Below are 21,857 nucleotides of genomic sequence, written 5' to 3' on the forward strand. Positions count from 1 at the left end.
GAAGCCGGACACCAAGGCAAGGGCGCGCAAGCCGTCAATGTTTGTAAGTTTAATATCTGTTTTTGGGATAGCAGTGTAATGTTGTTTCCTCACTCACATCTGAGTGCAATTGATTATGTCGTCATTCTTCAGCGCGGTGTTTGTTCAGTTTGGGGCAGAGAAGAGAAGCTGGGTGAAGCATAAAACACGAAAAGGCAGCCGTTCATGTGCGGCTGCCTTTTTTAATGTTATAATCCTGCCTGTTTGCGAAAGAAACCGACGTGTATGCTGTCGGGAAATTTATCGGCTGCAATGTCTGATTACATTCCGAGCGTTGCGGCGCCGATGATGCCTGCGTCGTTGCCCATTTCTGCGATCTTGATTTCGGTTTTCTTTGCATAATCGGGCAGATGAAGCATCTCGTCGATCTTTTTCTTCAGCGGAACGAGAAGGTTGTCTCCTTCGTTGCATATTCCGCCGCCGATCGAAAGCACATCGGGCTGGAAGATGCGGAGAATGTTAGTAAGTCCGCAGGCAAGATAGTCAATGTAATCTTCGACAACCTCTGTCGCTGCAGCATCTCCCGATTTCATAGCGGAGAATGCGGTTTTTCCGGAAATGCGGCCTTCGTTTTTCGCTACAATCTTGTCCATGAGCGTTTCGCGTCCGGTGCTGTGGCACTCGCTGAGCTTATCCATAGTATGCCCATACTGGAAACAAAATATTCACAGGCCTTGACAAACATTTATTTCCTGTGGTACACTTTGGTTGGATTAAGATACCAATCTTGATCCTTACAACTGAATAGTCGCTGGAACATAATGAAAATACATTGCAGCCGTTCATAGGTTGCAGCTTTGGCTTAAGATTATTTGAAGCCGTTACATACATAGGCGAATAACTGAAGTGAGGGAAATTCTCTCACTGTTATTCGTTTGCGTATGTAACGGCTTTTTTGTTTTGCCTGCAAAAAGAATACTGCTCTACTTGTCTCAGGAGCGTACATAAAATTTTGAAAGGAGCTGATGCGCCTATGATTGTTCTGCAATCGGAGCCAGTCGAAAATCAAAAAATTAAGAAAGGAAAACAGCATGAAAAAAGAAAAAATCAAAACCATAGACGGACAAACCCTGTTGGATATGCAGCTGCCGCAGATTCGGTTTGTGGTAGACAGCCTGTTACCGCAGGGCTTGCACATCCTCGCCGGAGCCGCCAAAACCGGAAAATCGTGGTTACTGCTCCTGCTCTCTCTGCGGGTAGCGCAGGGAAAATCGTTCTGGAATTTACAAACAGAAAAAGGAACGGTGTTGTCGCTGTGTCTTGAGGACAGCCTCAACCGTATCCAGCAGCGGCTGATGGATCTGACCGAGGATGCGCCGGAAAATCTTCACTTCGCAACGCTGTCCAAATCTTTATCAGATGGACTGTGTGAGCAAATTGAAGAATTTATCACAGAGCATCCCGACACCAATCTCGTCATCATTGATACGCTGCAAAAAGTTCGTGAAAACAGCGGAGAGTCCAATCTGTATGCGACCGACTACCAAGACATCGGATTGTTGAAAGCACTTGCGGACAAATATCGTATCGCCGTTGTGGTCGTACAGCATCTGCGCAAACAGTTCGACAGCGATCCGCACAATATGGTGACAGGCTCAACCGGATTGCTCGGTGCAGCGGACGGCAGTTATGTTCTCAAGCGTGAGAATGTCGGAGACAAGGACGCCAAGCTGTATATCAAAGGCAGAGATGTGGAGGAACAGATTCTGAATATCCGCATGGACGAAGAGACAAACGAATGGACATTTGTTTCAAGTGACACGCCGATTGTCAATTCATTAAAGTGCGAACTTTTCTTCTCTCTGCTGATGACTTACCTTACGGCAGAAAAAGAATTCTGCGGAACGGCAAGCGAGCTGTCCGAAAAGCTGGGCGGCGGGATTAACGGAAATGTTCTCACACGGAAACTGAATCGGTATGAAAAAGAGTTAAAAAATATGGGCATAGAATTTACCTGCAGCCGGACAGGCAAGCGCAGAGAGCTGCTGATTGTCTATGACGGTAATGACGATATGACGATTGAAACTGTGTGCGGAAAAGAATCGTCACAGAGTCCGCAAGCCCTTGCCACAGCTTGATTTGTCGGGATGACGGTATCGTCACAGCCTCTGCTCCCAAAAATATCGTCACAATCGTCACAGGAAAATAATCACCCCCTGTCGCGCGATTTTTGGCAAGTAAAAGAACAAGGGCACTACACACCCGACCGAGCGGAAGAAAAGCCGTTGTGGGCAGTTTGTGGGGCGAACAGAACGGCTCAAACAGTCAGCAGGAAGCGTACAGAATCCTTCAGCAAATGATACGGGGTTGCAGCGGCAATTTTTCAGGGTCGAAAAGCAAGCAGGAGAAAGCAGCGGCACCTAAAGGCGTCGCTGCGGCTCACATCGGACGGCAATGCCGACCGAAGAACAGCGTGGTTACGCCACTTTTCAGCGATTTTCACATTCGCTGAAATTAGGGGTTGCAGGTGCACCTGTTTCAGACTTTGGCGTCGGAAAAGGGGTTTCAAAAAACACAAAAGCCCGAAACAACGCCGTTTCGGGCAAAAAATTCAGGCGTTGCACTTTGGTGTAATGCCTGAAAGGAGCAAAAATATGGATTTGGAATACAAACAGAGAATCAGCCTGTATCTGGACAAAGAAACGGTAGAGAAAATGGACGGCGCAATTAAAAAATATGATTACCGTTCCCGCAATGATTTTGTTTCCTCTGCCGTAGATAACTTGATTGCGGACAAGCTGCTGGGCGAAAACGATACGGTGATCAGCGACAAGCTGTCGAGAGCAATCGCGCAGATGAGCGAAAAGCAGACCTTACAAATCGCTAAAAGTATGTTCCGCTACGCTGTGGAGATGGAACTCATCATGCGGATGTTCTCGGAAGCATTGGATTTCACTCCGGCAGAGCTTGAAGAAATGCGCAAAGAAGCGGTTCGAAATGTCCGCCGGACAAGAGGTAAAGTCCGGCTGGATGATTTATTCAAACGCAGAGATACACAGTCACTTTAATTTTTATACAGTCGAAAGGCAGAAAGGATTTTTATGAAGAATATTGATTTTGAATTACTACGAAAAAGGCGTGAGAAGGTTCTCAGACTAAGAGAAGAAAAACAGCATATCGGTCTTGGTTATGTACTGACAGTTGAGAGAAAGCAATATCCCGTTATGGCTTGCTTTCCTATCGGAACGGATGCAGAATTAGCAAAGAACAAATTCGAATATCTGATAAACGGTCAAAAAAGTTAGTGGTATTGCCGCTGGACTTTTGACCGGAGTAGTGATATGTTGTGGTCGTATCCTATTCGGCTTGACAGAGCGAAGCCTCGCTCGGAAAGGAAATGTGTAAATTGAAATCAACCGAAAATACAAACAAAAATTTAATAACCGCGCTTTATTGCAGGCTCAGCCAAGAGGATGAAAGACTTGGCGAATCGCTGTCCATTGAAAACCAAAGGCTGATGCTGCAGAAGTACGCAGAGGAACACCGATTCCCGAACATCCGGTTTTATGTGGATGACGGATTCTCAGGCGCCGATTTTAATCGCCCCGATTTCAAACGGCTGATGACCGATGTGGAATGCGGCAAGGTCGGAATCGTAATCGTCAAAGACCAATCAAGGCTCGGCAGAGATTATTTACAGACAGGAATGCTGATGGAGATTACCTTCCCGCAATACGATGTACGGTTCATTGCCGTAGGCGACGGCGTGGACAGCGCAAAAGGCGTCAGCGATTTCTCCGGCATAAAAAACTACTTCAACGATTTTTATGCGAGAGATACCAGCCGCAAAATCCGTGCGGTACAGAGAGCAAAGGGTGAACGCGGTGAGCGAGTCAGCAGTGCAACGCCCTATGGGTATATGCGCAATCCGGACAACAAAAAGGAACTGATTCCCGATCCCGAAACTGCGCCGATTGTCAAACGCATTTTTGAGATGTGCGCAAACGGTATGGGCGTCGGAAAAATATGCGACAAACTTTCCGAAGAACAGGTTGTATCACCAAGCGTATATGCGTTTAAAACTACGGGAAGTAAGTCGGGACAGCCGGATTTGACCCGACCGTATCATTGGGCACAGACAACGGTTCGCAAAATGCTTGAAAATCGTGAATATGTCGGCGATACCGTTAACTTCAAAACCTATTCCAAGTCGAACAAGCTGAAGAAACGGCTGAAAAATGATCCCGAAAATATTCTCATCTTTGAAAATACGCACGAAGCGATTGTTGACCGTAAAACTTTCGACTTGGTTCAGAAACATTACGAAGGGCGTAGACGGCCGGACAAGCATGGTGAAACGGACAAATACGCCGGATACCTTTTCTGCGGTGACTGCGGAAAACGGTTGTATCTGCACAGAGCAAAAGAAAATGTCTTTGCCTGTGCCGGACACAAAAAGCGCACGACCGATTGCACGATGCACTATATCCGAGAAAGTGTGCTTGACCAAATTGTGCTGCATAATCTGAAAACAGTAACCGCCTATGCAAGAGAACAGCCGGAAGAATTCTATGCAATGGCAACACAGAACGGCGAAGCAGAAGCAAAAAAATTCTACAAAACCGCAGAGCGAGAAAAGGCACAGATTGAAAAGCGCATCAAGGAACTGGATAACATCATCCGGTGCTTGTATGAGGACAGAGTATGCGGACGGCTGTCACCGGAACGGTACGATGTAATGTCCGGCGGATATGAACAGGAACAAGCAGAACTACGGCAGGAATTAAAATCCATTACCGAGCGTATCGACCAAATGGATATGCGGGAAATGTGCATATGGGGATTTATGGATAAAGCAAAATCCTATATCGAGATGCCAAAGCTGACACCGGAACTATTGCGGGTGTTTATCCGCAGGATTGAGGTGTATGAAAAATTCGAAAAATATTCCCGCACCTGCGGAAATCCAATCATCATTCATTATGCGTTTCAATTGCCCGAACAGAACGGTATGCCTGCCTTAGAACAAGTGATGCGTCCCATACAACAGACTGCCTAAAAAGCAGCAACCGGAAGGCAAAACGCCTTCCGGTTACATACTACTTTCAATTACTCCCTAACGACACAACGCTAATCTTCCGCGGTGTTTCGTTTATTTATTATTTTCTACCAGTGGGTTTTCAACCGCCTGCTGCAGCTTGGATTGATCCTTAAACTGCTTGACAGAGGTCTGCGCTTTCTTGATCGGCAGGATCGTCCCGGCGCCGGCCACACATCCGCCCGGGCAGGCCATCCCCTCCAGCAGATAGCCGTTGCGTTTTCCCGCGTTGGCCATCGTCATCATTTTGCGGCATTCCCTCAGGCCCTCCGCACGGTCTACCTTAAAATCGATATCAGGATACAGGTCATGCACTGCCTGTGCAATCGCATCCGCAACCCCGCCGGATACAGCATAGCCGCGCCCCGCGGCCGTAGCCTGCTCCACCGGTTCGGCCTGTTCCATATCGCCAAACTCAATGTCCTTTGCAACGAACATGCCCATCAGCTCTTCAAAGGTAATGACAAAATCCACATCACTCTTTACCGTCCGGCGCTGCGCCTCAAGCTTCTTCGCCGCGCAGGGCCCGATAAAGACAATTTTTGCATCCGGATGTTCCTTTTTGATAATTCGTGCTGTCGCCACCATCGGTGTGAGCGCGTCAGAAACGCAGTCCGCCACTTTTGGAAAGAGTGTTTTCGCCATTACGGACCAGGACGGACAGCAGGAGGTCGCCAGGAACTGCTGTTCCCCAGTCGCAACCTTATGCGCAAAGTGATGCGCCTCTTCCACAGCGCCCAAATCTGCTCCAACAGCTACTTCGTAAACATCGGCAAAGCCAAGCTGTCTAAGTCCCTCAAACACCTTTTCAGGCGTTGCCAGAGGCCCGAACTGGCCGACAAACGCGGGCGCCACCTCAGCGATTACCTTATGCCCATGCTTTATCGCGGTAATGAGCTGGAAAATTTCCGATTTGTCCGCAATAGCCGCGAACGGGCAGCTTGCCAGGCACTGGCCGCAGGACACGCATTTATCATAATCGATCTTCGCCCGTCCCAGCTCGTCGCTGCCAATCGCATCCACCCCGCAGGCCGCGGCGCAGGGCCGGTCATATTTAACAATGGCGCTGTATGGGCACACCTCAACGCATCTGCCGCACTTGACGCATTTCTCCTGGTCAATCACGCTTCTGCCATTGACAATCGAAACTGCTTTCATCGGGCAGACATTCGTACAAGGGTGCGCTAGGCATCCGCGGCAGTTGTTGGTCACTTCTACCGTATTCGTCGGACACGCGTTGCAGGCAAACGGAATCACATTAACCAGCGGAGGCTGGTAAAAGATTTCCGGCTTTGCGCAGTCCTCTACTCCATTGGCAACCGGCTGATGCTCCCCGACCGGACGCAGCGGAAGCCCCATGGCAAGACGGAGCCGTTCTCCGACAATCGCGCGCTCCTTAAAGATGCTGTCGCGGTATTTGGCAACCTCACCCGGAATGATCTTATAGGGGAGCTGCTCAATATAGGACAGGTCTTTCTCCTCATAGGCAAGCTTTGCAATCTCGGTGAAAACCTGGCGTCTTAATTTCGTAACAGGGGTATAAACTCCTCTCACTCATATCACTTCCTTTGCGTGAGTTTCACAATTTTTTCCATAACAATTTCCGGCGTGGCGCGCTCAATTACTTCTTCATTGATCACGACAACCGGCGAAGCGTCATCGCTCAGACATCCGCAGATTTTTTTGTCCATCGCCACATCAATCTGGGTTTGCAGCCGAAGCTGAACCTTCAGCTTCTTCAAGCTTTCAATACTATCCATAATCTCCATCGCGCCCATCATAATACATTTATTACAGGCACATACCTGAACTTGCAACCGTTTCACTTTATTCCGCCCCCTTTGGCTTTATCATAAAAATATCCGCTGGCTTCATTATATCGTATCCAGACAAGGCTCGTCAAGGCAATCCGGCTGACGATTGATAAAATTTTCACTATAAAACTTGTATATTTTACAGCTTGATATCTTTTGGCTTTCATTGTATGATATTATTGTATAATATGTCGTATTGTGCCTCTCGGACTGGGGCGCTGGCAAATAAAAAACCAAAGGAGAATGGCAATGGTAGAAGTGAAAGTCTGCGTGGGTAGTTCCTGTCACCTAAAAGGTTCCTATCAGGTAATTACCACCTTTAAAAAGATGATAGAGTCACTGCATTTGGAGGATCAGGTTGCCCTGAAAGCCGCTTTCTGCATGGGCAGATGTTCCAGCGGAATCGCGGTGACCGTCAATGATGAGCCCATCGAAAACGTCGGGTTTGCCAACGCAGAGGAAATATTCAACCAATTTATCCTTCCTTTTGCAAAATAACGCCAACAGAAAGGATGTTTGTGCATGAGCATTATTGAATTAAATACCGGCAACTGTCAGAACTGCTATAAATGTATCCGCAACTGTCCGTTAAAAGCAATCCGCTTTAAGGACGGGCGCGCCACAGTGATCGACGACGAGTGCATCCTGTGCGGAACCTGCGTCGACGTATGTCCGCAGAACGCTAAATATGTCAAAAACCAATGCGGCTATGTAAAAGATCTGCTTGACCGTGGTGAGAAGGTCTATGTTTCCGTCGCTCCAAGCTATACCGCATATTATGGGATAGATTTCCCCACCCTAAGCGCAACATTGAAAAAAATGGGTTTTGCAGGTGTAGAGGAAACTGCAATCGGCGCTAACGAGGTATCCCGTGAATACAGCCACCTGCTGGTTGACGGGCAGATGGGAAACATTATTGTCACCGCATGCTCCTCTATCGTGATGCTGGTAGAACGGCATTATCCAGAGCTGATTAAGTATCTTGCCCCGGTCGCTTCCCCGATGATGGCGCACGCAAAGCTGATGCGGGAAACCTACGGGAATGACATCCGTGTTGTCTTTTTAGGCCCTTGTATTGCCAAAAAAGAGGAGGCCTCCGACCGTCTGGCCGGCGGGCTTGTGGATTATGCAATCACCTTTTCGGGGTTGGAAAATTGGATGCAGCAGGAAGGCATCGCCTTCAGCGAAACACCTGACCCGGATACGGTTGGAGTACTCAACCCGGTATCCCGCCTCTATCCAAAGCCGTTTGGGATTATCCAGACCATCAGTGACCGGCTGTTCAAGCAGAAATACCGCAAGGTGAGCGTGGACGGCATCAGCGACTGCATCGACCTGTTTGAAACTCTGAAAAATGATGATTCGATTCAGGGACTCTTTATCGAAGCGAATACCTGCAAAGGCGGCTGTCTCGGCGGGCCGGTTCTGCGCAGCAAGCATAAAAACCCGCATCTGTCCCAGTTTAATCTGGATGATGACCCGATGCCGTATGACGATACCCCGGCCGCCACTACCCGCAACGCCTTTACCCATCCAAGAGTATTCGCGAACCGTTCTGCTCAGCGGCCAATGCCGACTGAGGAGGATATCCGTCAAATTCTGGCTACTATTGGGAAACATACGCCGGAGGATGAGTTAAACTGCGGAAGCTGCGGTTATCCGTCCTGCCGTGCCAAGGCGGTAGCTGTATATCAGGGCAAGGCGGACATCCACATGTGCCTGCCCTATTTCCGTCAGCAGGCGGAAAATATGTCCAATACGGTTCTGGAATTCTCTCCAAACGGGATCTTGGTCTTTGACGGTGACCAGCGTCTGCTGGATTTAAACCCGACCGCTGAAGCGTTGCTTGGGATTAACAAGCAGGACTGGGTTGGCGAGCTCCCGCCTGTTTTCTATGGTGAGACAGATTTTGAGGACGCCAAAAAAGAGGATTGCGTCAAGGTGAAAAAAATCGGCCTGGACGATAAGTTCTGCGAACAGAGTATTCTGTATATTAAGCCGCACAACATGTATCTCGCTTTCATCAAGGATATCAGCGAAGAGGAAAGCCGGAAGCAGGAGTTGGCCGGCCTGCGGGAGCATACTGTCTCCGTCGCGCAGAAGGTTATCGAAAAGCAGATGACCGTAGCGCAGGAGATCGCAAGCCTTCTGGGCGAGACCACCGCAGAAACCAAGGTGGCGCTCACCAAACTGAAAAAATCCATGGAAGAACAAAATCAGTAACCTCTTCCATTTGCAGAAAGCAGGTGTACTTGTTTGGAATATTTTATCGATGTCTCGTATGACAGCCTGTTCCATTTTGGAGAAGAGCTCTGCGGCGACAATGTAGAATTTATCCGGGAAGACAACTATTGTATCCTGGTTCTCGCTGACGGGCTGGGAAGCGGTGTGAAGGCAAATATCCTCTCCACCTTAACCAGTAAAATCATCAGTACCATGTTAAAGGAAGGCGCGACGCTGGATGAGGCAATTGAAACAATTGCAAAAACACTGCCCGTCTGCCACGAGCGAAATATTGCCTATTCTACCTTTACCATTATCCGGGTTGACAAAAACGGGCATGTCTATATGGCCGAATTTGACAACCCCAACGCACTGCATTACCGAGACGGAAAACTTCAGGAAATTGAACGGGAAAGCCGGAATATTGACGGGAAGGAAGTCCTGATCAGCACCTTTCAGACTCAGCTCGGCGATATCCTGATCGCTTTCTCGGACGGTGTAGTGCATGCCGGCGTTGGACGTCTGCTCGACCTGGGCTGGCAATATGACAACGCAGTAAATTTTATCACTGACAGTGTGAAAAAGGATACCTCCCCGCTGGCGCTGACCAAAAATATCCTGGGTGCGGTCAACACCCTTTACATGCAGGAGCCGGGGGATGACAGCACTGTCTGTACTCTCCTTGTCAAGGAAAACCGCCCGGCCACCGTCATGGTCGGCCCTCCGGTCGACAAGGAAAAGGACAGGGAAGTGGTAGACCGCCTGATGCATTCCAAGGGAATCAAGGTAGTGTGCGGAGGCACCACCAGCCAGATCGTCAGCAAGCTGACCGGGAAAGAGGTTACCGTATCGATTGATTACGAAAACCCGGCGGTTCCGCCGATTGCGCATATGCAGGGAATCGATCTGGTGACAGAGGGCGTCCTGACCCTTGGAAAGGCGTTGGAAATCCTCAAGAAGATCACAGCGGAGGATGGTTCCTACGAACCCTTCAACCTCAAAAAAAATGACGGGGCAACCCGTTTGGCCAGACTGTTTTTGGAAGAGTCCACCCAGGTGGATTTTCTGGTTGGCCGCGCGCTCAATCCTGCGCATCAGAATCCCGGAATGCCAATTTCGCTGGGCCTAAAATTAAATTTGATCAAAGAACTGGCTGCCGAAATCGAAAAAACGGGAAAGAAAGTGACCTTATCCTACTATTGATTTGGATAACAGCAAAGAAGAAGGCTGCCGGAGAGATCTCTCCGGCAGCCTTGCTCTTTGCTGTTCAAAAAAATTCCATGTCTAATTTTTCTATTTACAGGCAAACTATACTCATCCTCTCTTGACAAATAAGAGATAAAATGCTATACTCAATACACCCCCACCGGGTGTATGGGTAGTGAGGTGATAGAATGAAAGAAAAATTCGATATTACTGGTATGACCTGCTCGGCCTGTTCCGCGCGGGTGGAAAAAAAGGTTGCAGAGCTTGAGGGAGTTGAAGAGGTCAACGTAAACCTCTTAAGCAACGCCATGTCCGTGGTGTTTAACGACCAAACCAGCGTGAAGAAAATTATCAGCGCTGTGGAAGATGCCGGCTACGGTGCCAGCCTGCATGCCAAGCGGCAGGCAAAAAAAGGCGCGGCTGTCCCTACAGAGGATCCAGCGATTGCACAGCAGAAATCAATGAAGCATCGTCTCATCATTTCCCTGGTTTTTACCATTCCGTTATTTTATATCTCCATGGGACATATGTGGCATGTTCCCATGCCCGCCTTTCTTGAAGGAACACAGAATGCAATCGCGTTTGCATTCACCCAGTTTTTGCTGATGCTGCCGGTTGTTTATGTGAACTTTTCCTATTTTAAAAACGGATTCCGGAACCTCTGGCGCCGCTCTCCAAATATGGATTCCCTGATCGCTCTTGGCTCTACTGCAGCGATTGTTTATGGGATTTTTGCTATCTATAAGATCGGATACGGACTTGGTATCCAGGATATGCATCTGGTGCACGAATATCAAATGGATCTCTATTTTGAATCCGCGGCTATGATTTTGGCGCTCATTACTGTCGGGAAATATATGGAATCCCGCGCGAAAGGGAAAACCAGCGACGCAATCCGGAAGCTGATCGACCTGACACCGAAAACGGCTACCGTCATCCGCGACGGACAGGAACAGACGATTCCTGTGGAAGAAGTACTGGTCGGCGACTATATCCGTGTGAAGGCGGGCGAAACTGTTCCAGTAGATGGTATTATCACAGAAGGCGCCGGTTCGGTAGATGAATCCGCCCTGACCGGCGAGAGCATCCCGGTGGAAAAAAAGGCAGGCGATCCTATAACCGGCGCAGGCATTGTCTCCTCGGGCTATCTGGTGTTCCAGGCGAAAAAAGTTGGCGACGATACAACCCTAGCGCAGATTATTGACCTCGTGGAAGAAGCTTCTTCCTCCAAAGCGCCGATTGCAAAACTGGCCGATAAGGTCAGTGGAATTTTTGTCCCGATCGTAATCGGTGTGGCTGTCCTGGCAACCGTTATTTGGCTGCTTACCGGCGCGACCTTTGAATTCGCGCTCTCAATCGGGATTTCTGTCTTGGTAATATCCTGCCCCTGCGCACTGGGATTGGCGACCCCGACCGCCATTATGGTCGGAACGGGAAAGGGTGCGGAGAACGGAATCCTGATGAAATCGGCGGAAGCGCTGGAAACGGCACACAAGGTTGGGACAGTCGTATTGGATAAAACCGGCACTGTAACCGAGGGAAAGCCGTCGGTTACTGACGTCCTGCCTACAGAAGGCGTTCCGCTTTCCAGCCTGATCCAGATCGCCGCTTCCCTTGAACAGCTATCGGGACATCCTCTGGGAAACGCTATTGTAGAATACGCAAACACACAAAATATCCCGTTTCTACAGGCGGACGGCTTCCAAGCCACAGAGGGACAGGGGATTTCCGCTGTAATTGACGGAAAACATTATTATGCCGGAAACCGGCTGATGATGGAAATGCAAAAGCTTCCCTTCCAGGATCTGCAGAGCCGCGCTGAACAGTTTGCCGGCGAGGGGAAAACGCCGCTTTTCTTTGCAAATGAGGAGAAGCTGCTCGGCGTGATAGCGGTTGCCGACCCAATCAAGCCAACCAGTCGGCAGGCGGTTTCCGAACTCACCCAGATGGGGATCGACGTCATCATGCTGACGGGCGACAACGCGAAAACCGCAGAGGCAATCCGTCAGCAGGCGGGCATTCCAACGGTGATTTCGGATGTACTTCCGCAAGAGAAGGAGGCCCAAATCCGTAAACTACAGGAAGATGGGAAGGTCGTCGCTATGATCGGCGATGGGATTAACGACGCGCCCGCACTGGCGCGTGCTGACGTCGGCGTCGCTATCGGAGCCGGGACAGATATTGCAATTGAATCCGCAGACGTAGTGCTGATGCGCAGCGACCTGTTGGATGTAGTGTCCGCGATTCGGCTCAGTCATGCCGTGATCCGGAATATCAAGCAGAATCTCTTCTGGGCGTTCTTTTATAACAGCATCGGCATTCCGCTTGCGGCCGGGATTCTTTTCCCCGCCTTTGCACTAAAGCTCAACCCTATGTTCGCCGCGGCGGCTATGAGTTTCAGCTCTGTTTTCGTAGTCAGCAACGCGCTGCGTTTAAAATGGTTTACCCCGCGCGCCCGCTCTGCTGCTCCTGCGACGCAAGAAATAAAATCAAGTGAAAGAAATGAGGAAATTGTTATGCAGAAAATCATTCATATTAACGGTATGTCCTGCCCGCATTGTTCCAACCACGTGCAGCAAGCGCTGAACGCAATTGGCGGCGTTGAAGCAGTTGTGGAGCTGGAAAACAAGCTGGCGCGCGTTACCTTGACCGGTGCGGTCAGCGATGACACACTGAAACAGGCGGTTGTTGACGCCGGATATGAAGTTGTTACAATCGAATAGGAGGGATTCCTGTGAAGGCAGACCCACAAGTGATTCTGCGCCTGCTGAAAACTGCGCGCGGCCAGATTGACGGAATCATCCGGATGGTAGAGGACGACCGGTATTGTATCGACATCTCCAATCAGCTTCTTGCTACTGAGTCCATTCTTCGCAAGACAAACCGCGAAGTGATCCACGCACATATGGAGCATTGTGTCAAAGAGGCGATGGAAACAGGAGATTCGGAAGAAAAGTTAAAAGAGGTTCTCTCTCTAATTGATAAACTCACGAAATAAAGAACAGGCAGGCGAATACGCCTGCCTGTTCTTTATTATTCTGATTGCATCTGCCGGATTAGCTCCGGGATTTGTGAGCGCCGTTTCAGGATAAACGCCTTTTTATCCGGATGTTTTCGGATCAGTTCTAAATCTCTGCGTCTTTTGGTTCTCGGAAAAGTCCATAAAATCCAGATCAGAAACGAAACATCAATTCGTTCCGGGCAGCCCTCTCCCATATCCGGCCTTGTCCGGCCGCGATAATGGAAAATTCGCTTTAGAACGCCTGTCATGCAGGTGAAACGATTAAAATCCAATAGGACAATTGCGTCGCAGCGCTCCATCCGCCAGGGAAGCGTTCGGTCATAATTGCCGTCCATCACCCAAGCCGGTTGGGACAATCTTTCTTCCAGCCGGCGGTCAAATTCCTTCCCGGAAACAGAAACCCATCCATCCTGCCAGAAAAGCTGATCCAGATGGGTCACGGGGAGTCCCAACGTCTCCCCGAGCCGGACAGCCAGAGTCGATTTCCCACTCCCGCTGTTCCCAATAATTAAAATTCTCTGATACTGCATCTTCACCACCATCTGCCGCGCGCAAGAGACCTGCCTTCAGTCCGGTTTGCTGTTATTCCCTGTCCAGGCGATCTTCAATCGCACTGATCAGAACACGGAGCGCTTTCACCCTTGCAAATTTTTTGTCCTGTGATTCGATAATATGCCATGGTGCAAAATCAGTCGAGGTATACTGGAGCATGTCATTCACCGCGTTCTCATACTGATCCCACTTGTCCCGATTTCTCCAATCCTCTTCAGTAATTTTCCATTGCTTGGAGGGCGTGTTCTGCCTCTCATTGAAGCGCCGGAGCTGCTCTTCGCTGTCTATATGAATCCAGAACTTGACAATCACCGCGCCCCAGTCGGACAGTTCTTTCTCAAACTCGTTAATTTCCCGATAAGCCCGGTGCCAGGCTTCGTCGGTGCAGAAGCCCTCAATCCGCTCCACCATAACGCGCCCATACCAGGTGCGGTCAAAAATAGCGACATGTCCGGTTTTGGGAACCCGGTTCCAAAACCGCCAGAGATAATGATGGGCAAGCTCATTTTTATCCGGCGCGGCAATCGGGATCACTTCATATCCCCTCGGATCAAGCGCTGCCGCGACCCGCTTGATGTTGCCTCCCTTGCCGGCGGCATCCCAGCCCTCATATGCGATCACAACCGGGATTTTCTTGCGATAAAGCTTGTTGTGCAGCTTTTTCAAGGTATCCTGCGCGTCCTTTAGCTCCTCTTTGTACCGTTCCGGTTCAATCTGCTTTGAAAGGCTGATCTGTGACAGCTTTGGCACGCTAACCAGATCAAACCCTTCCGGAGATGCAATCTGCGGCGGAAGAACCACTGGATGCGCCAGCTTCTCCACTCTTTGTTCAATTGCGGCTTCGATTTCGTCCGCCACTGTCCGGTAAATGTCAATGACCGCACTGTACCGGTCATGTCCGCCGACAATATGCCACGGCGCATAATCGGTATTGGTCTCTGTAAGAACCTGGTCAAACACACGATAATACTCATCATAATGCTTGTTTCGTTTCCAGTCCTGTGCTGTCACCCGCCATGCTGTGTTTTTATTGTCCTCCAGCTTCTCGAACCGTTTTTTCTGTTCCTTCTGGTCAATATGCAGGAAGAACTTAAGCAACAGCGTCCCGTCATCTGAAAGCTGCCGCTCCATTGTCTTGATACTCTGAATTCTCCTTTTCAGCTCCGATTTTGATAAGCTGCTCTCCAACTGCGCGGTCGTAATATCCTGGTACCAGCTCCGGTCAAATACTGCAATCTCTCCCTGCGCCGGAATATGGTTCCAATAGCGCCAGAGCAGCGGCCGTCTCTGTTCCGCCTGGTCAGCAGCGACAAAGGACTGTACCCGGAATCCTCTTGGGTCAAAATTGAGAATCAGTTTGGAAATCAGGCTGCCCTTTCCTGCGGCGCCCCAGCCGTCGAACAAAATCAGTACAGACAGCTTGTTCTGCTTCACCCTCTGCTGCAAAAGGCCCAGCCTTTCCTCCAGCAACGCCGCTTCCTGCTTATATTCCTCTTTAATCATCACCCGTTTTAAGTTTACCTTCTCCAACATAGGAACACCGCCTTTCTCTACCATTATTATACAACAAATCGATCCGTTTTACACCCCTAAAAATAAAACCCAGCCCATGAAAACATGGGCTGGGTTAAAACAAACAAATATGTTCCCGTTATCAAAAAGATTAGTGGGTTAAGAACAGCATTGCCAGGAACAGCACTGTGATGACCCAGGTACCAACCTTGATTTCCTTGACTTTGCCTGTGCACAGCTTGATGACGACATAAGAGATCAAACCGAACGCAATACCATAAGAAATGTTATAGCTGAACGGCATCATCGCCATAGTCAGGAAGGCCGGAACAGCGACGTCAATAGAATGCCAGTCAATATCTTTCACGCAGGCCATCATCAATACGCCGACATAAACCAGCGCAGCAGCAGTCGCGCAGCCAGGAATCAACTGAGCAACCGGGCTTAAGAACATTGCCACAAAGAAGAGGATTGCGGTGACAACAGCAGAAAGGCCGGTGCGTCCGCCTTCCGCAACACCCGCAGAGGACTCAACATAGGTAGTAACAGTAGAAGTCCCGCAGACAGCGCCTGTGGTGGTCGCAATTGCATCAGCCAGCATCGCGCGGTTCATGTTCGGAACTTCGCCGTCCTTTGTCAGCATGTTTCCGCGTGCGCATGCGCCGTAGAGGGTGCCGATTGTATCAAACATATCAACCATGCAGAAAGCTAAAGAAGTTGTAACGATGATCAGGACGAGGTTTGCCGTACCGTGGTCAGCAGCATAAGCAGAGAAGTCAAAGCCTTCTGTGAACACCTTGCCAAATGCTTCGGTGCCAAAGGCTTTAAACGCATCCAGCGGATTGGACATAGTAAACGGGTTTTCGGCATAGAAGCCCGGAACAGTAAGGCCAAGCAGGTAATAGAGCACTGCGCCGCCTAAAATCCCCCACAGGACAGCGCCGCGGACATTTTTCTTGGACATAATAGCGATTGCAAGAACAGCCGCCACTGTAACCAGCATCGGCATAATTACCGCCCAGTTGCCTTCCGTCAACAGGTTAAAAGAGCCGAGGGTAACGCCGGTGGATGTACTCGGGATGACAATCTTGGCATTCTGCAGGCCGAGGAATGCGATGAACAGGCCAATACCAGCCGGAATCGCAATACGTACCGCCTGCGGAATTGCGGTGAAAATCTTTTTGCGAAGCCCGGTAGCGGTCAGGATGATGAATACGATACCATCGATCAGAACCAGCACCAACGCGTTCGCATAGGTCAGGCCAAAGCCGACGCAGACAGTGTAAACAAAGAATGCGTTCAGCCCCATGCCGCTCGCCTGTGCCAGCGGCAGATTAGCCAGCAGGCCGATCAGCAGGGTTCCGATTACCGCAGAAATCGCAGTCGCAATATAGATCGCCCCATAAGAAACCCCTAACACATTCGTGCCGTCTCCAAACGGATCTGCGAACATCCCGGAGTTTACCATGAGGATATACACCATTGCGAAAAAGGTTGTCAGACCAGCGAGGATTTCCGTACGGACGGTTGTCCCATGATCTTTCAGTTTGAAAAACTTCTCTACCATTTTGTTTCCTCCTATTGAAAAAAATTAGACCGATCGCGCAAAAAGCTCAATCGGTCATTGATGCAATAGAGTGTGCTTCCCTCCGCCTCCACGATCTATCTCCAAACCAGAAAGCGGACAAGAATTCCCTGCCAAAAAGCAGCAGCCGAGCCAAAATGAAACGGCTTAACGAATCCTTATAGCGTAGACAATTTAAGGTTGCCACATAGAGAATCTCATACCATATTAATGAGCTTATATAAGTATTCCAATCAAAAAACAGAAAACGCTGCCGTTTTCTGTTTTTCGCTATTGTGAAGCAGTTTACACAACTCCTCTATCCATATCTTACAACCTTTTTTGACATTTTTCAATAGGAATATGACATAATTGTAAATTTTATTTATATTAACTATGAAAAAAATATAAAATTGTTTATTTTGTCAATAGGCTGAAACCCTTTATTTTTCCTTCTGATATACACCCAGGATTTCCGCAAAATAGCAGCGGTGATAATCATGACTAGGGTACCATTTTTCAATTGCCGGATCGATCATCTCTTCGGGTTTGATATCATAAGAATAAACCTTGCGGCAAACAAAAACCGTCTGCGCCTCCGCAAAACCGACCGCACCGTCAAAGTCCCGCGGAGTAAGGCCGCATTCCTTCGCCTTGTCATAATCTCGCCCGGAGCGGCTGCCGCAGAAATTCAGCGCGGCCCGGTAGCTCTCGTCAAAGAAGGACAGGGTAAACAGCTCTCCCGCCTCTACAAACTCAAAGGTATACCTCTGTGGACGAATAAAGACATTCACTACCGGCTTTCCCCAAAAAATTCCCATTGTACCCCAACCTGCGGTCATGGTGTTGTAATGATCCAACGTTCCGCCTGTAATCAGATACCATTGTTTTACGATCATCTCAAAAGGGTTAACCGAAAGCGCCGAAGGATTTTCCATCAATTCCTTTTGTTCTATTTTTTGAAACTCTGGCATAGTAAATCTGCCCCTTTCCGTTTTCTTCCATTATATCATTTTTGTCAAGAAAAAATACCCCGCATTGTGTCACCTACAATGCGGGGTAAGGAAGTCTCTCAGACTTTCCGGTTACTTGGTAAAGTATTCTACGCCGGAACGGAACAGCATCTGATCCTTGTCACCCGGAACATTTTTGCAGATATTGCGCCCGATCCGCTCGCTGTGCCCCATCTTTCCAAGGATTCGCCCATCCGGAGAGGTGATCCCTTCGATCGCTCCGACAGAGGTGTTCGGGTTAAAGCGGATATCATAGGTCGGATCTCCGTTCAGGTTGACATACTGGGTCGCAATCTGCCCGTTGTCGGCTAGCTGCTTGAACAAAGCCTTGTCAGCCACAAACCGTCCTTCTCCATGAGAAATAGCGATTGTATGGATATCCCCGGTGTTAACATTTGCAAACCACGGAGATTTATTCGAACAAATCCGGGTGTGTACCATCTTGGACTGATGGCGCCCGATGGTATTAAAGGTAAGCGTCGGGGAGTCATGCTCCATATCAACGATTTCCCCATATGGCACCAAGCCCAGCTTAATCAGCGCCTGGAAGCCATTACAGATTCCCAGCATCAGGCCATCCCGGTTTTTCAGAAGTTCATGCACGCTGTCCTTGATCACCGGATTGCGGAAGAAGGAAGTAATAAACTTCCCGGAGCCTTCCGGCTCGTCCCCGCCGGAGAACCCGCCCGGAATCATGATGATCTGGGACTGTTTGATCAACTCATTAAAGGCTTTCACACTTTCTTCAATCTGCGTACCGTTCTGATTCTGGATAACAAAGACTTCCGCTTTTGCGCCAGCGCGTTCAAACACACGCGCAGTGTCATACTCGCAGTTTGTTCCCGGGAAAACCGGGATCAGTACCCGTGGTTTTGCGACCGGCAGGGCAGCCTTTAAGCGTTCGCCCGTATACTGGTAGGTCACTGTATTCAGCGGTTTTGCAGTTGTCTTGATATTACACGGAAAGACCGGCTCCAGCTTTTCCTCATATTCTTTCTGGAGATGTTTCAGATCCAGCATCTGCAGAGAGGGGAATACAACCATATATTTGGAGGTTGTCACCCCGATGATGTCAAACTGTTCCGCTTCCTGGCAATCGCTCCTCAATTCTACAAGGAATCCGCCGTAAACAGGGTTAAAGAGCAGGGTATCGTCGATATCCCGAGTGAATTTCATCCCGATCTGATTTCCCAGCGCCATCTTAACCACCGCTTCGGAGATCCCTCCGGCGGTCAGAGCGAAGCAGGCTTCAGCCTGTCCCTTCTCAATCAAACCTTCGACTGTATCAAACACTTCCTTGACACTGTCAAAATCCGGCATCCCGTTATCGAGGTATTTCGGCTGCAGCAAAATAACCGGATTGCCGGCATTTTTAAATTCCTGCGATACAACCTTTCCCGCATCCGCGACAGAAACAGCAAAGGAAACCAGAGTCGGCGGGACATCAATATCCTCAAACGTCCCGGACATGGAATCCTTTCCGCCAATCGCGGCGATTCCCATGGAGAGCTGCGCCTGATAAGCGCCCAGCAGCGCTGCCAGCGGCTTGCCCCAGCGCTTGGGATCGTTCTGGGTGCGTTCAAAATATTCCTGGAAGGTCAGCCAGCACTGATGATAGCTTCCGCCTACGGAAACCACCTTGGCGATCGATTCCACGACCGCGTAGACAGCGCCGAGATACGGACTCTGCTCGCTGATTTTTGGGTTGAAGCCCCAAGCCATCACAGAGGCGGTATCCGTCTCTCCTTCAAGAACCGGGATTTTAGCAACCATCGCCTGGGTCGGAGTCATCTGATGTTCCCCGCCGTAAGGCATCAGAACGGTGCCCGCGCCGATGGTAGAATCAAATCGTTCTACTAATCCTTTCTGTGAACAGAGATTCAGACCGCTTAAATGCTTTGTCCAGTCCTCGGGTGTATTGTGATACTCGTTCACCGGGTTTACCGTTTGTTTATCAATCTGAATGTCAGTATGTTTTTCCGCACCATTGGAATTCAAAAATTCACGGGACAGGTTAACAATTTCATTTCCCAGCCACTGCATCCTAAGTCTTGGTTCTTCAGTTACCTCCGCAACTACCGTGGCTTCAATATTTTCCTTTTGCGCCTCAGCGATAAACTGGTCGACATCCTTTGCCCGCACGACACAGGCCATCCGTTCCTGGGATTCGGAAATCGCAAGCTCTGTTCCGTCCAAGCCGTTATATTTTTTCGGAACTGCATCCAGATTAATTTTTAGTCCGTCCGCCAGTTCCCCAATTGCTACAGATACGCCGCCCGCGCCAAAGTCGTTGCATCGGCGGATTAATGTAGTAACCTCCTTTTTCCGGAACAGGCGCTGCAGCTTCCGCTCTTCCGGCGGATTTCCCTTTTGTACCTCAGAGCCGCAGCTTTCAATGGACTCAATCGTATGGGATTTCGAGGAGCCAGTCGCGCCGCCGCAGCCGTCCCGGCCGGTTTTTCCTCCAAGCAGGACAATGATGTCCCCTGCCTCCGGAACCTCACGGATTACGTGATCCGCCGGAGCCGCTCCGACGACCGCGCCAATTTCCATTCTCTTGGCAGTATAGCCCGGATGATAAATTTCAGCGACATGCCCGGTCGCAAGTCCAATCTGGTTGCCGTAGGAGCTATAGCCGTTTGCTGCGCCGACTGTAATTTTTCTCTGCGGCAGCTTACCGGCCATGGTATCCTTGATGGGAAGGAGCGGATCGGCCGCACCGGTCACACGCATTGCCTGATAAACATAGGAGCGTCCGGAAAGCGGATCGCGGATCGCGCCGCCCAGACAGGTAGCCGCTCCGCCGAACGGTTCGATCTCAGTCGGATGGTTGTGGGTTTCATTTTTAAACATCAGCAGCCAGTCCTGCTCGTCTCCGTCGACATCGACCTTGATTTTTACAGAACATGCATTGATCTCTTCCGATTCATCCAGATCAGTCAATAGGCCGTCCCTTTTCAGCTTTTTGGCGGCGATGGTAGCCAGGTCCATCAAAGTGACCGGCTTGTCCTTCCGTCCGGCATAAAGCTCCTCTCTGGTAATCAGATATTCGCGGTATGTTTTTTCAATCTGCGGATCCTTAATTGTTACATTGTCAATATGGGTGGAAAAGGTAGTGTGACGGCAGTGATCGGACCAATAGGTGTCAATCATGCGAATTTCAGTAATCGTGGGATCTCTTTTTTCAGTGTTTTTAAAGTAGGACTGGCAGAACCGGATATCATCCAGATCCATTGCAAGGCCGTAATTGGAAATAAATTCGGCAAGCCCCTCTTCGCCGAGCTCGGTAAAGCCGGCCAGGGTTTCTACTGTTGCAGGGGTCTCATAATCCACAGCCAGAGTTTTAACCGGTTCCAGAGAAGCCTCCCGGCTTTCTACCGGGTTAATCAGGTAATCCTTGATCCGAGAGAATTCTTCGTCAGTAATCGGGCCGCCCAGAAGATAAACTCTTGCGTTGCGCACCATCGGACGCTTGTCCTGTGTCATCAGGCTGATACACTGCGCAGCGGAATCCGCACGCTGGTCGAACTGTCCGGGCAGATATTCGATTGCAAACACTCTTGCCCCGTCCGCCGGCGGCAGCTCGGTATAGGTTTCATCTACCGCGGGCTCGGACAGGATGGTGACTGTCGCCTGGTCAAAGGCATCCTTCGACAGGCCTTCGACATCATACCGGTTGAGCAGGCGGACCGACTCCACATTGTCGATTGCAAGCGCTGTTTTCAAATCGCTCAGAATATGAGCAGCCTCAACGGCGAACTCTTCCCTTTTTTCCACATAGATACGAAAAACTGACATGTGCCACACTCCTATTTTCTTCATCATGGTCGATAGTCGCATAGTAATCGATTATAAGATTTATTATACTAAAACC

17 protein-coding genes and 1 riboswitch are annotated in these 21,857 nt (G+C 49.6%); of the genes, 9 read left to right on the forward strand and 8 right to left on the reverse strand.

Going from position 1 to position 21,857, the window contains the following annotated elements; all coding sequences use genetic code 11:
* Positions 1 to 299: 299 nt before the first annotated feature.
* Positions 300 to 677, reverse strand: coding sequence for an ROK family protein (locus CZ360_RS02385; protein WP_077532586.1), 378 nt, complete (start codon positions 675 to 677; stop codon positions 300 to 302).
* A 393-nt stretch (positions 678 to 1,070) separates the two neighbouring features.
* Here CZ360_RS02385 and CZ360_RS02390 point away from each other — a divergent pair, with 393 nt between their 5' ends.
* The 4 genes from CZ360_RS02390 to CZ360_RS02410 all read left to right on the forward strand — a co-directional run bounded on the left by CZ360_RS02390 (position 1,071) and on the right by CZ360_RS02410 (position 5,038).
* Entirely contained in the window at positions 1,071 to 2,117 is a 1,047-nt protein-coding gene (locus CZ360_RS02390) for an AAA family ATPase (protein ID WP_077532587.1), read from the forward strand.
* Positions 2,118 to 2,633: 516 nt separating this feature from the next.
* Positions 2,634 to 3,047, forward strand: coding sequence for a ribbon-helix-helix domain-containing protein (locus CZ360_RS02400; RefSeq protein ID WP_077532589.1), 414 nt, complete (start codon positions 2,634 to 2,636; stop codon positions 3,045 to 3,047).
* A gap of 33 nt (positions 3,048 to 3,080) precedes the next feature.
* A complete protein-coding gene (locus tag CZ360_RS02405; protein ID WP_077532590.1) occupies positions 3,081 to 3,284 on the forward strand; it encodes a hypothetical protein in 204 nt (67 codons plus the stop codon).
* A gap of 101 nt (positions 3,285 to 3,385) precedes the next feature.
* On the forward strand, positions 3,386 to 5,038 hold the full coding sequence (locus CZ360_RS02410; RefSeq protein WP_229407969.1) for a recombinase family protein: 1,653 nt from the start codon (positions 3,386 to 3,388) through the stop codon (positions 5,036 to 5,038).
* Positions 5,039 to 5,131: 93 nt separating this feature from the next.
* Here the strand turns inward: CZ360_RS02410 and CZ360_RS02415 are convergent, their stop codons facing one another.
* A complete protein-coding gene (locus CZ360_RS02415) occupies positions 5,132 to 6,631 on the reverse strand; it encodes a 4Fe-4S dicluster domain-containing protein (RefSeq protein WP_077532592.1) in 1,500 nt (499 codons plus the stop codon).
* A 5-nt stretch (positions 6,632 to 6,636) separates the two neighbouring features.
* Complete coding sequence (locus CZ360_RS02420) at positions 6,637 to 6,903, reverse strand: NAD(P)H-dependent oxidoreductase subunit E (protein WP_077532593.1); 267 nt, start codon at positions 6,901 to 6,903, stop codon at positions 6,637 to 6,639.
* A gap of 231 nt (positions 6,904 to 7,134) precedes the next feature.
* On the opposite strand from CZ360_RS02420, the gene CZ360_RS02425 reads away from it, so the two are divergent.
* From CZ360_RS02425 to CZ360_RS02445, 5 genes are all read left to right on the forward strand, one after another.
* The gene (locus tag CZ360_RS02425) at positions 7,135 to 7,389 is read left to right on the forward strand and encodes a (2Fe-2S) ferredoxin domain-containing protein (RefSeq protein WP_267872670.1); all 255 of its coding nucleotides are present in this window, start codon (positions 7,135 to 7,137) and stop codon (positions 7,387 to 7,389) included.
* Positions 7,390 to 7,413: 24 nt separating this feature from the next.
* Complete coding sequence (locus CZ360_RS02430) at positions 7,414 to 9,114, forward strand: [Fe-Fe] hydrogenase large subunit C-terminal domain-containing protein (RefSeq protein WP_077532595.1); 1,701 nt, start codon at positions 7,414 to 7,416, stop codon at positions 9,112 to 9,114.
* A gap of 33 nt (positions 9,115 to 9,147) precedes the next feature.
* The gene (locus CZ360_RS02435) at positions 9,148 to 10,317 is read left to right on the forward strand and encodes a SpoIIE family protein phosphatase (protein ID WP_077532596.1); all 1,170 of its coding nucleotides are present in this window, start codon (positions 9,148 to 9,150) and stop codon (positions 10,315 to 10,317) included.
* Positions 10,318 to 10,508: 191 nt separating this feature from the next.
* Entirely contained in the window at positions 10,509 to 13,043 is a 2,535-nt protein-coding gene (locus CZ360_RS02440) for a heavy metal translocating P-type ATPase (protein WP_077532597.1), read from the forward strand.
* An 11-nt stretch (positions 13,044 to 13,054) separates the two neighbouring features.
* Entirely contained in the window at positions 13,055 to 13,318 is a 264-nt protein-coding gene (locus CZ360_RS02445; RefSeq protein WP_077532598.1) for a metal-sensing transcriptional repressor, read from the forward strand.
* Positions 13,319 to 13,353: 35 nt separating this feature from the next.
* Here CZ360_RS02445 and CZ360_RS02450 read toward each other — a convergent pair whose 3' ends face one another.
* The 5 genes from CZ360_RS02450 to CZ360_RS02470 form a co-directional block, all read right to left on the reverse strand.
* Positions 13,354 to 13,872: a P-loop NTPase family protein gene (locus tag CZ360_RS02450; RefSeq protein ID WP_077532903.1), complete on the reverse strand. Its 519-nt coding sequence runs from the start codon at positions 13,870 to 13,872 to the stop codon at positions 13,354 to 13,356.
* Positions 13,873 to 13,924: 52 nt separating this feature from the next.
* The gene (gene pap, locus CZ360_RS02455) at positions 13,925 to 15,427 is read right to left on the reverse strand and encodes a polyphosphate:AMP phosphotransferase (protein WP_077532599.1); all 1,503 of its coding nucleotides are present in this window, start codon (positions 15,425 to 15,427) and stop codon (positions 13,925 to 13,927) included.
* A 130-nt stretch (positions 15,428 to 15,557) separates the two neighbouring features.
* The gene (locus CZ360_RS02460; RefSeq protein ID WP_077532600.1) at positions 15,558 to 16,973 is read right to left on the reverse strand and encodes an NCS2 family permease; all 1,416 of its coding nucleotides are present in this window, start codon (positions 16,971 to 16,973) and stop codon (positions 15,558 to 15,560) included.
* A 159-nt stretch (positions 16,974 to 17,132) separates the two neighbouring features.
* A riboswitch (purine riboswitch) is annotated at positions 17,133 to 17,235 on the reverse strand.
* A gap of 178 nt (positions 17,236 to 17,413) precedes the next feature.
* Positions 17,414 to 17,944, reverse strand: coding sequence for a flavin reductase family protein (locus CZ360_RS02465; RefSeq protein WP_143530121.1), 531 nt, complete (start codon positions 17,942 to 17,944; stop codon positions 17,414 to 17,416).
* A 111-nt stretch (positions 17,945 to 18,055) separates the two neighbouring features.
* Positions 18,056 to 21,781, reverse strand: a complete 3,726-nt coding sequence (locus CZ360_RS02470; RefSeq protein ID WP_077532601.1) for a phosphoribosylformylglycinamidine synthase — start codon at positions 21,779 to 21,781, stop codon at positions 18,056 to 18,058.
* Positions 21,782 to 21,857 lie beyond the last annotated feature (76 nt).

This window comes from Massiliimalia massiliensis, from assembly GCF_900155615.1.
In the GTDB taxonomy this organism is placed as follows: Bacteria; Bacillota; Clostridia; order Oscillospirales; family Ruminococcaceae; genus Massiliimalia; species Massiliimalia massiliensis.

Coding starts and splice junctions, on each gene's coding strand:
- CZ360_RS02385 (WP_077532586.1), bottom strand. CDS start 677: ATGGATAAGCTCAGCGAGTGCCACAGCACCGGACGCGAAACGCTCATG.
- CZ360_RS02390 (WP_077532587.1), top strand. CDS start 1,071: ATGAAAAAAGAAAAAATCAAAACCATAGACGGACAAACCCTGTTGGAT.
- CZ360_RS02400 (WP_077532589.1), top strand. CDS start 2,634: ATGGATTTGGAATACAAACAGAGAATCAGCCTGTATCTGGACAAAGAA.
- CZ360_RS02405 (WP_077532590.1), top strand. CDS start 3,081: ATGAAGAATATTGATTTTGAATTACTACGAAAAAGGCGTGAGAAGGTT.
- CZ360_RS02425 (WP_267872670.1), top strand. CDS start 7,135: ATGGCAATGGTAGAAGTGAAAGTCTGCGTGGGTAGTTCCTGTCACCTA.
- CZ360_RS02430 (WP_077532595.1), top strand. CDS start 7,414: ATGAGCATTATTGAATTAAATACCGGCAACTGTCAGAACTGCTATAAA.
- CZ360_RS02440 (WP_077532597.1), top strand. CDS start 10,509: ATGAAAGAAAAATTCGATATTACTGGTATGACCTGCTCGGCCTGTTCC.
- CZ360_RS02450 (WP_077532903.1), bottom strand. CDS start 13,872: ATGCAGTATCAGAGAATTTTAATTATTGGGAACAGCGGGAGTGGGAAA.
- pap (WP_077532599.1), bottom strand. CDS start 15,427: ATGTTGGAGAAGGTAAACTTAAAACGGGTGATGATTAAAGAGGAATAT.
- CZ360_RS02460 (WP_077532600.1), bottom strand. CDS start 16,973: ATGGTAGAGAAGTTTTTCAAACTGAAAGATCATGGGACAACCGTCCGT.
- CZ360_RS02465 (WP_143530121.1), bottom strand. CDS start 17,944: ATGCCAGAGTTTCAAAAAATAGAACAAAAGGAATTGATGGAAAATCCT.
- CZ360_RS02470 (WP_077532601.1), bottom strand. CDS start 21,781: ATGTCAGTTTTTCGTATCTATGTGGAAAAAAGGGAAGAGTTCGCCGTT.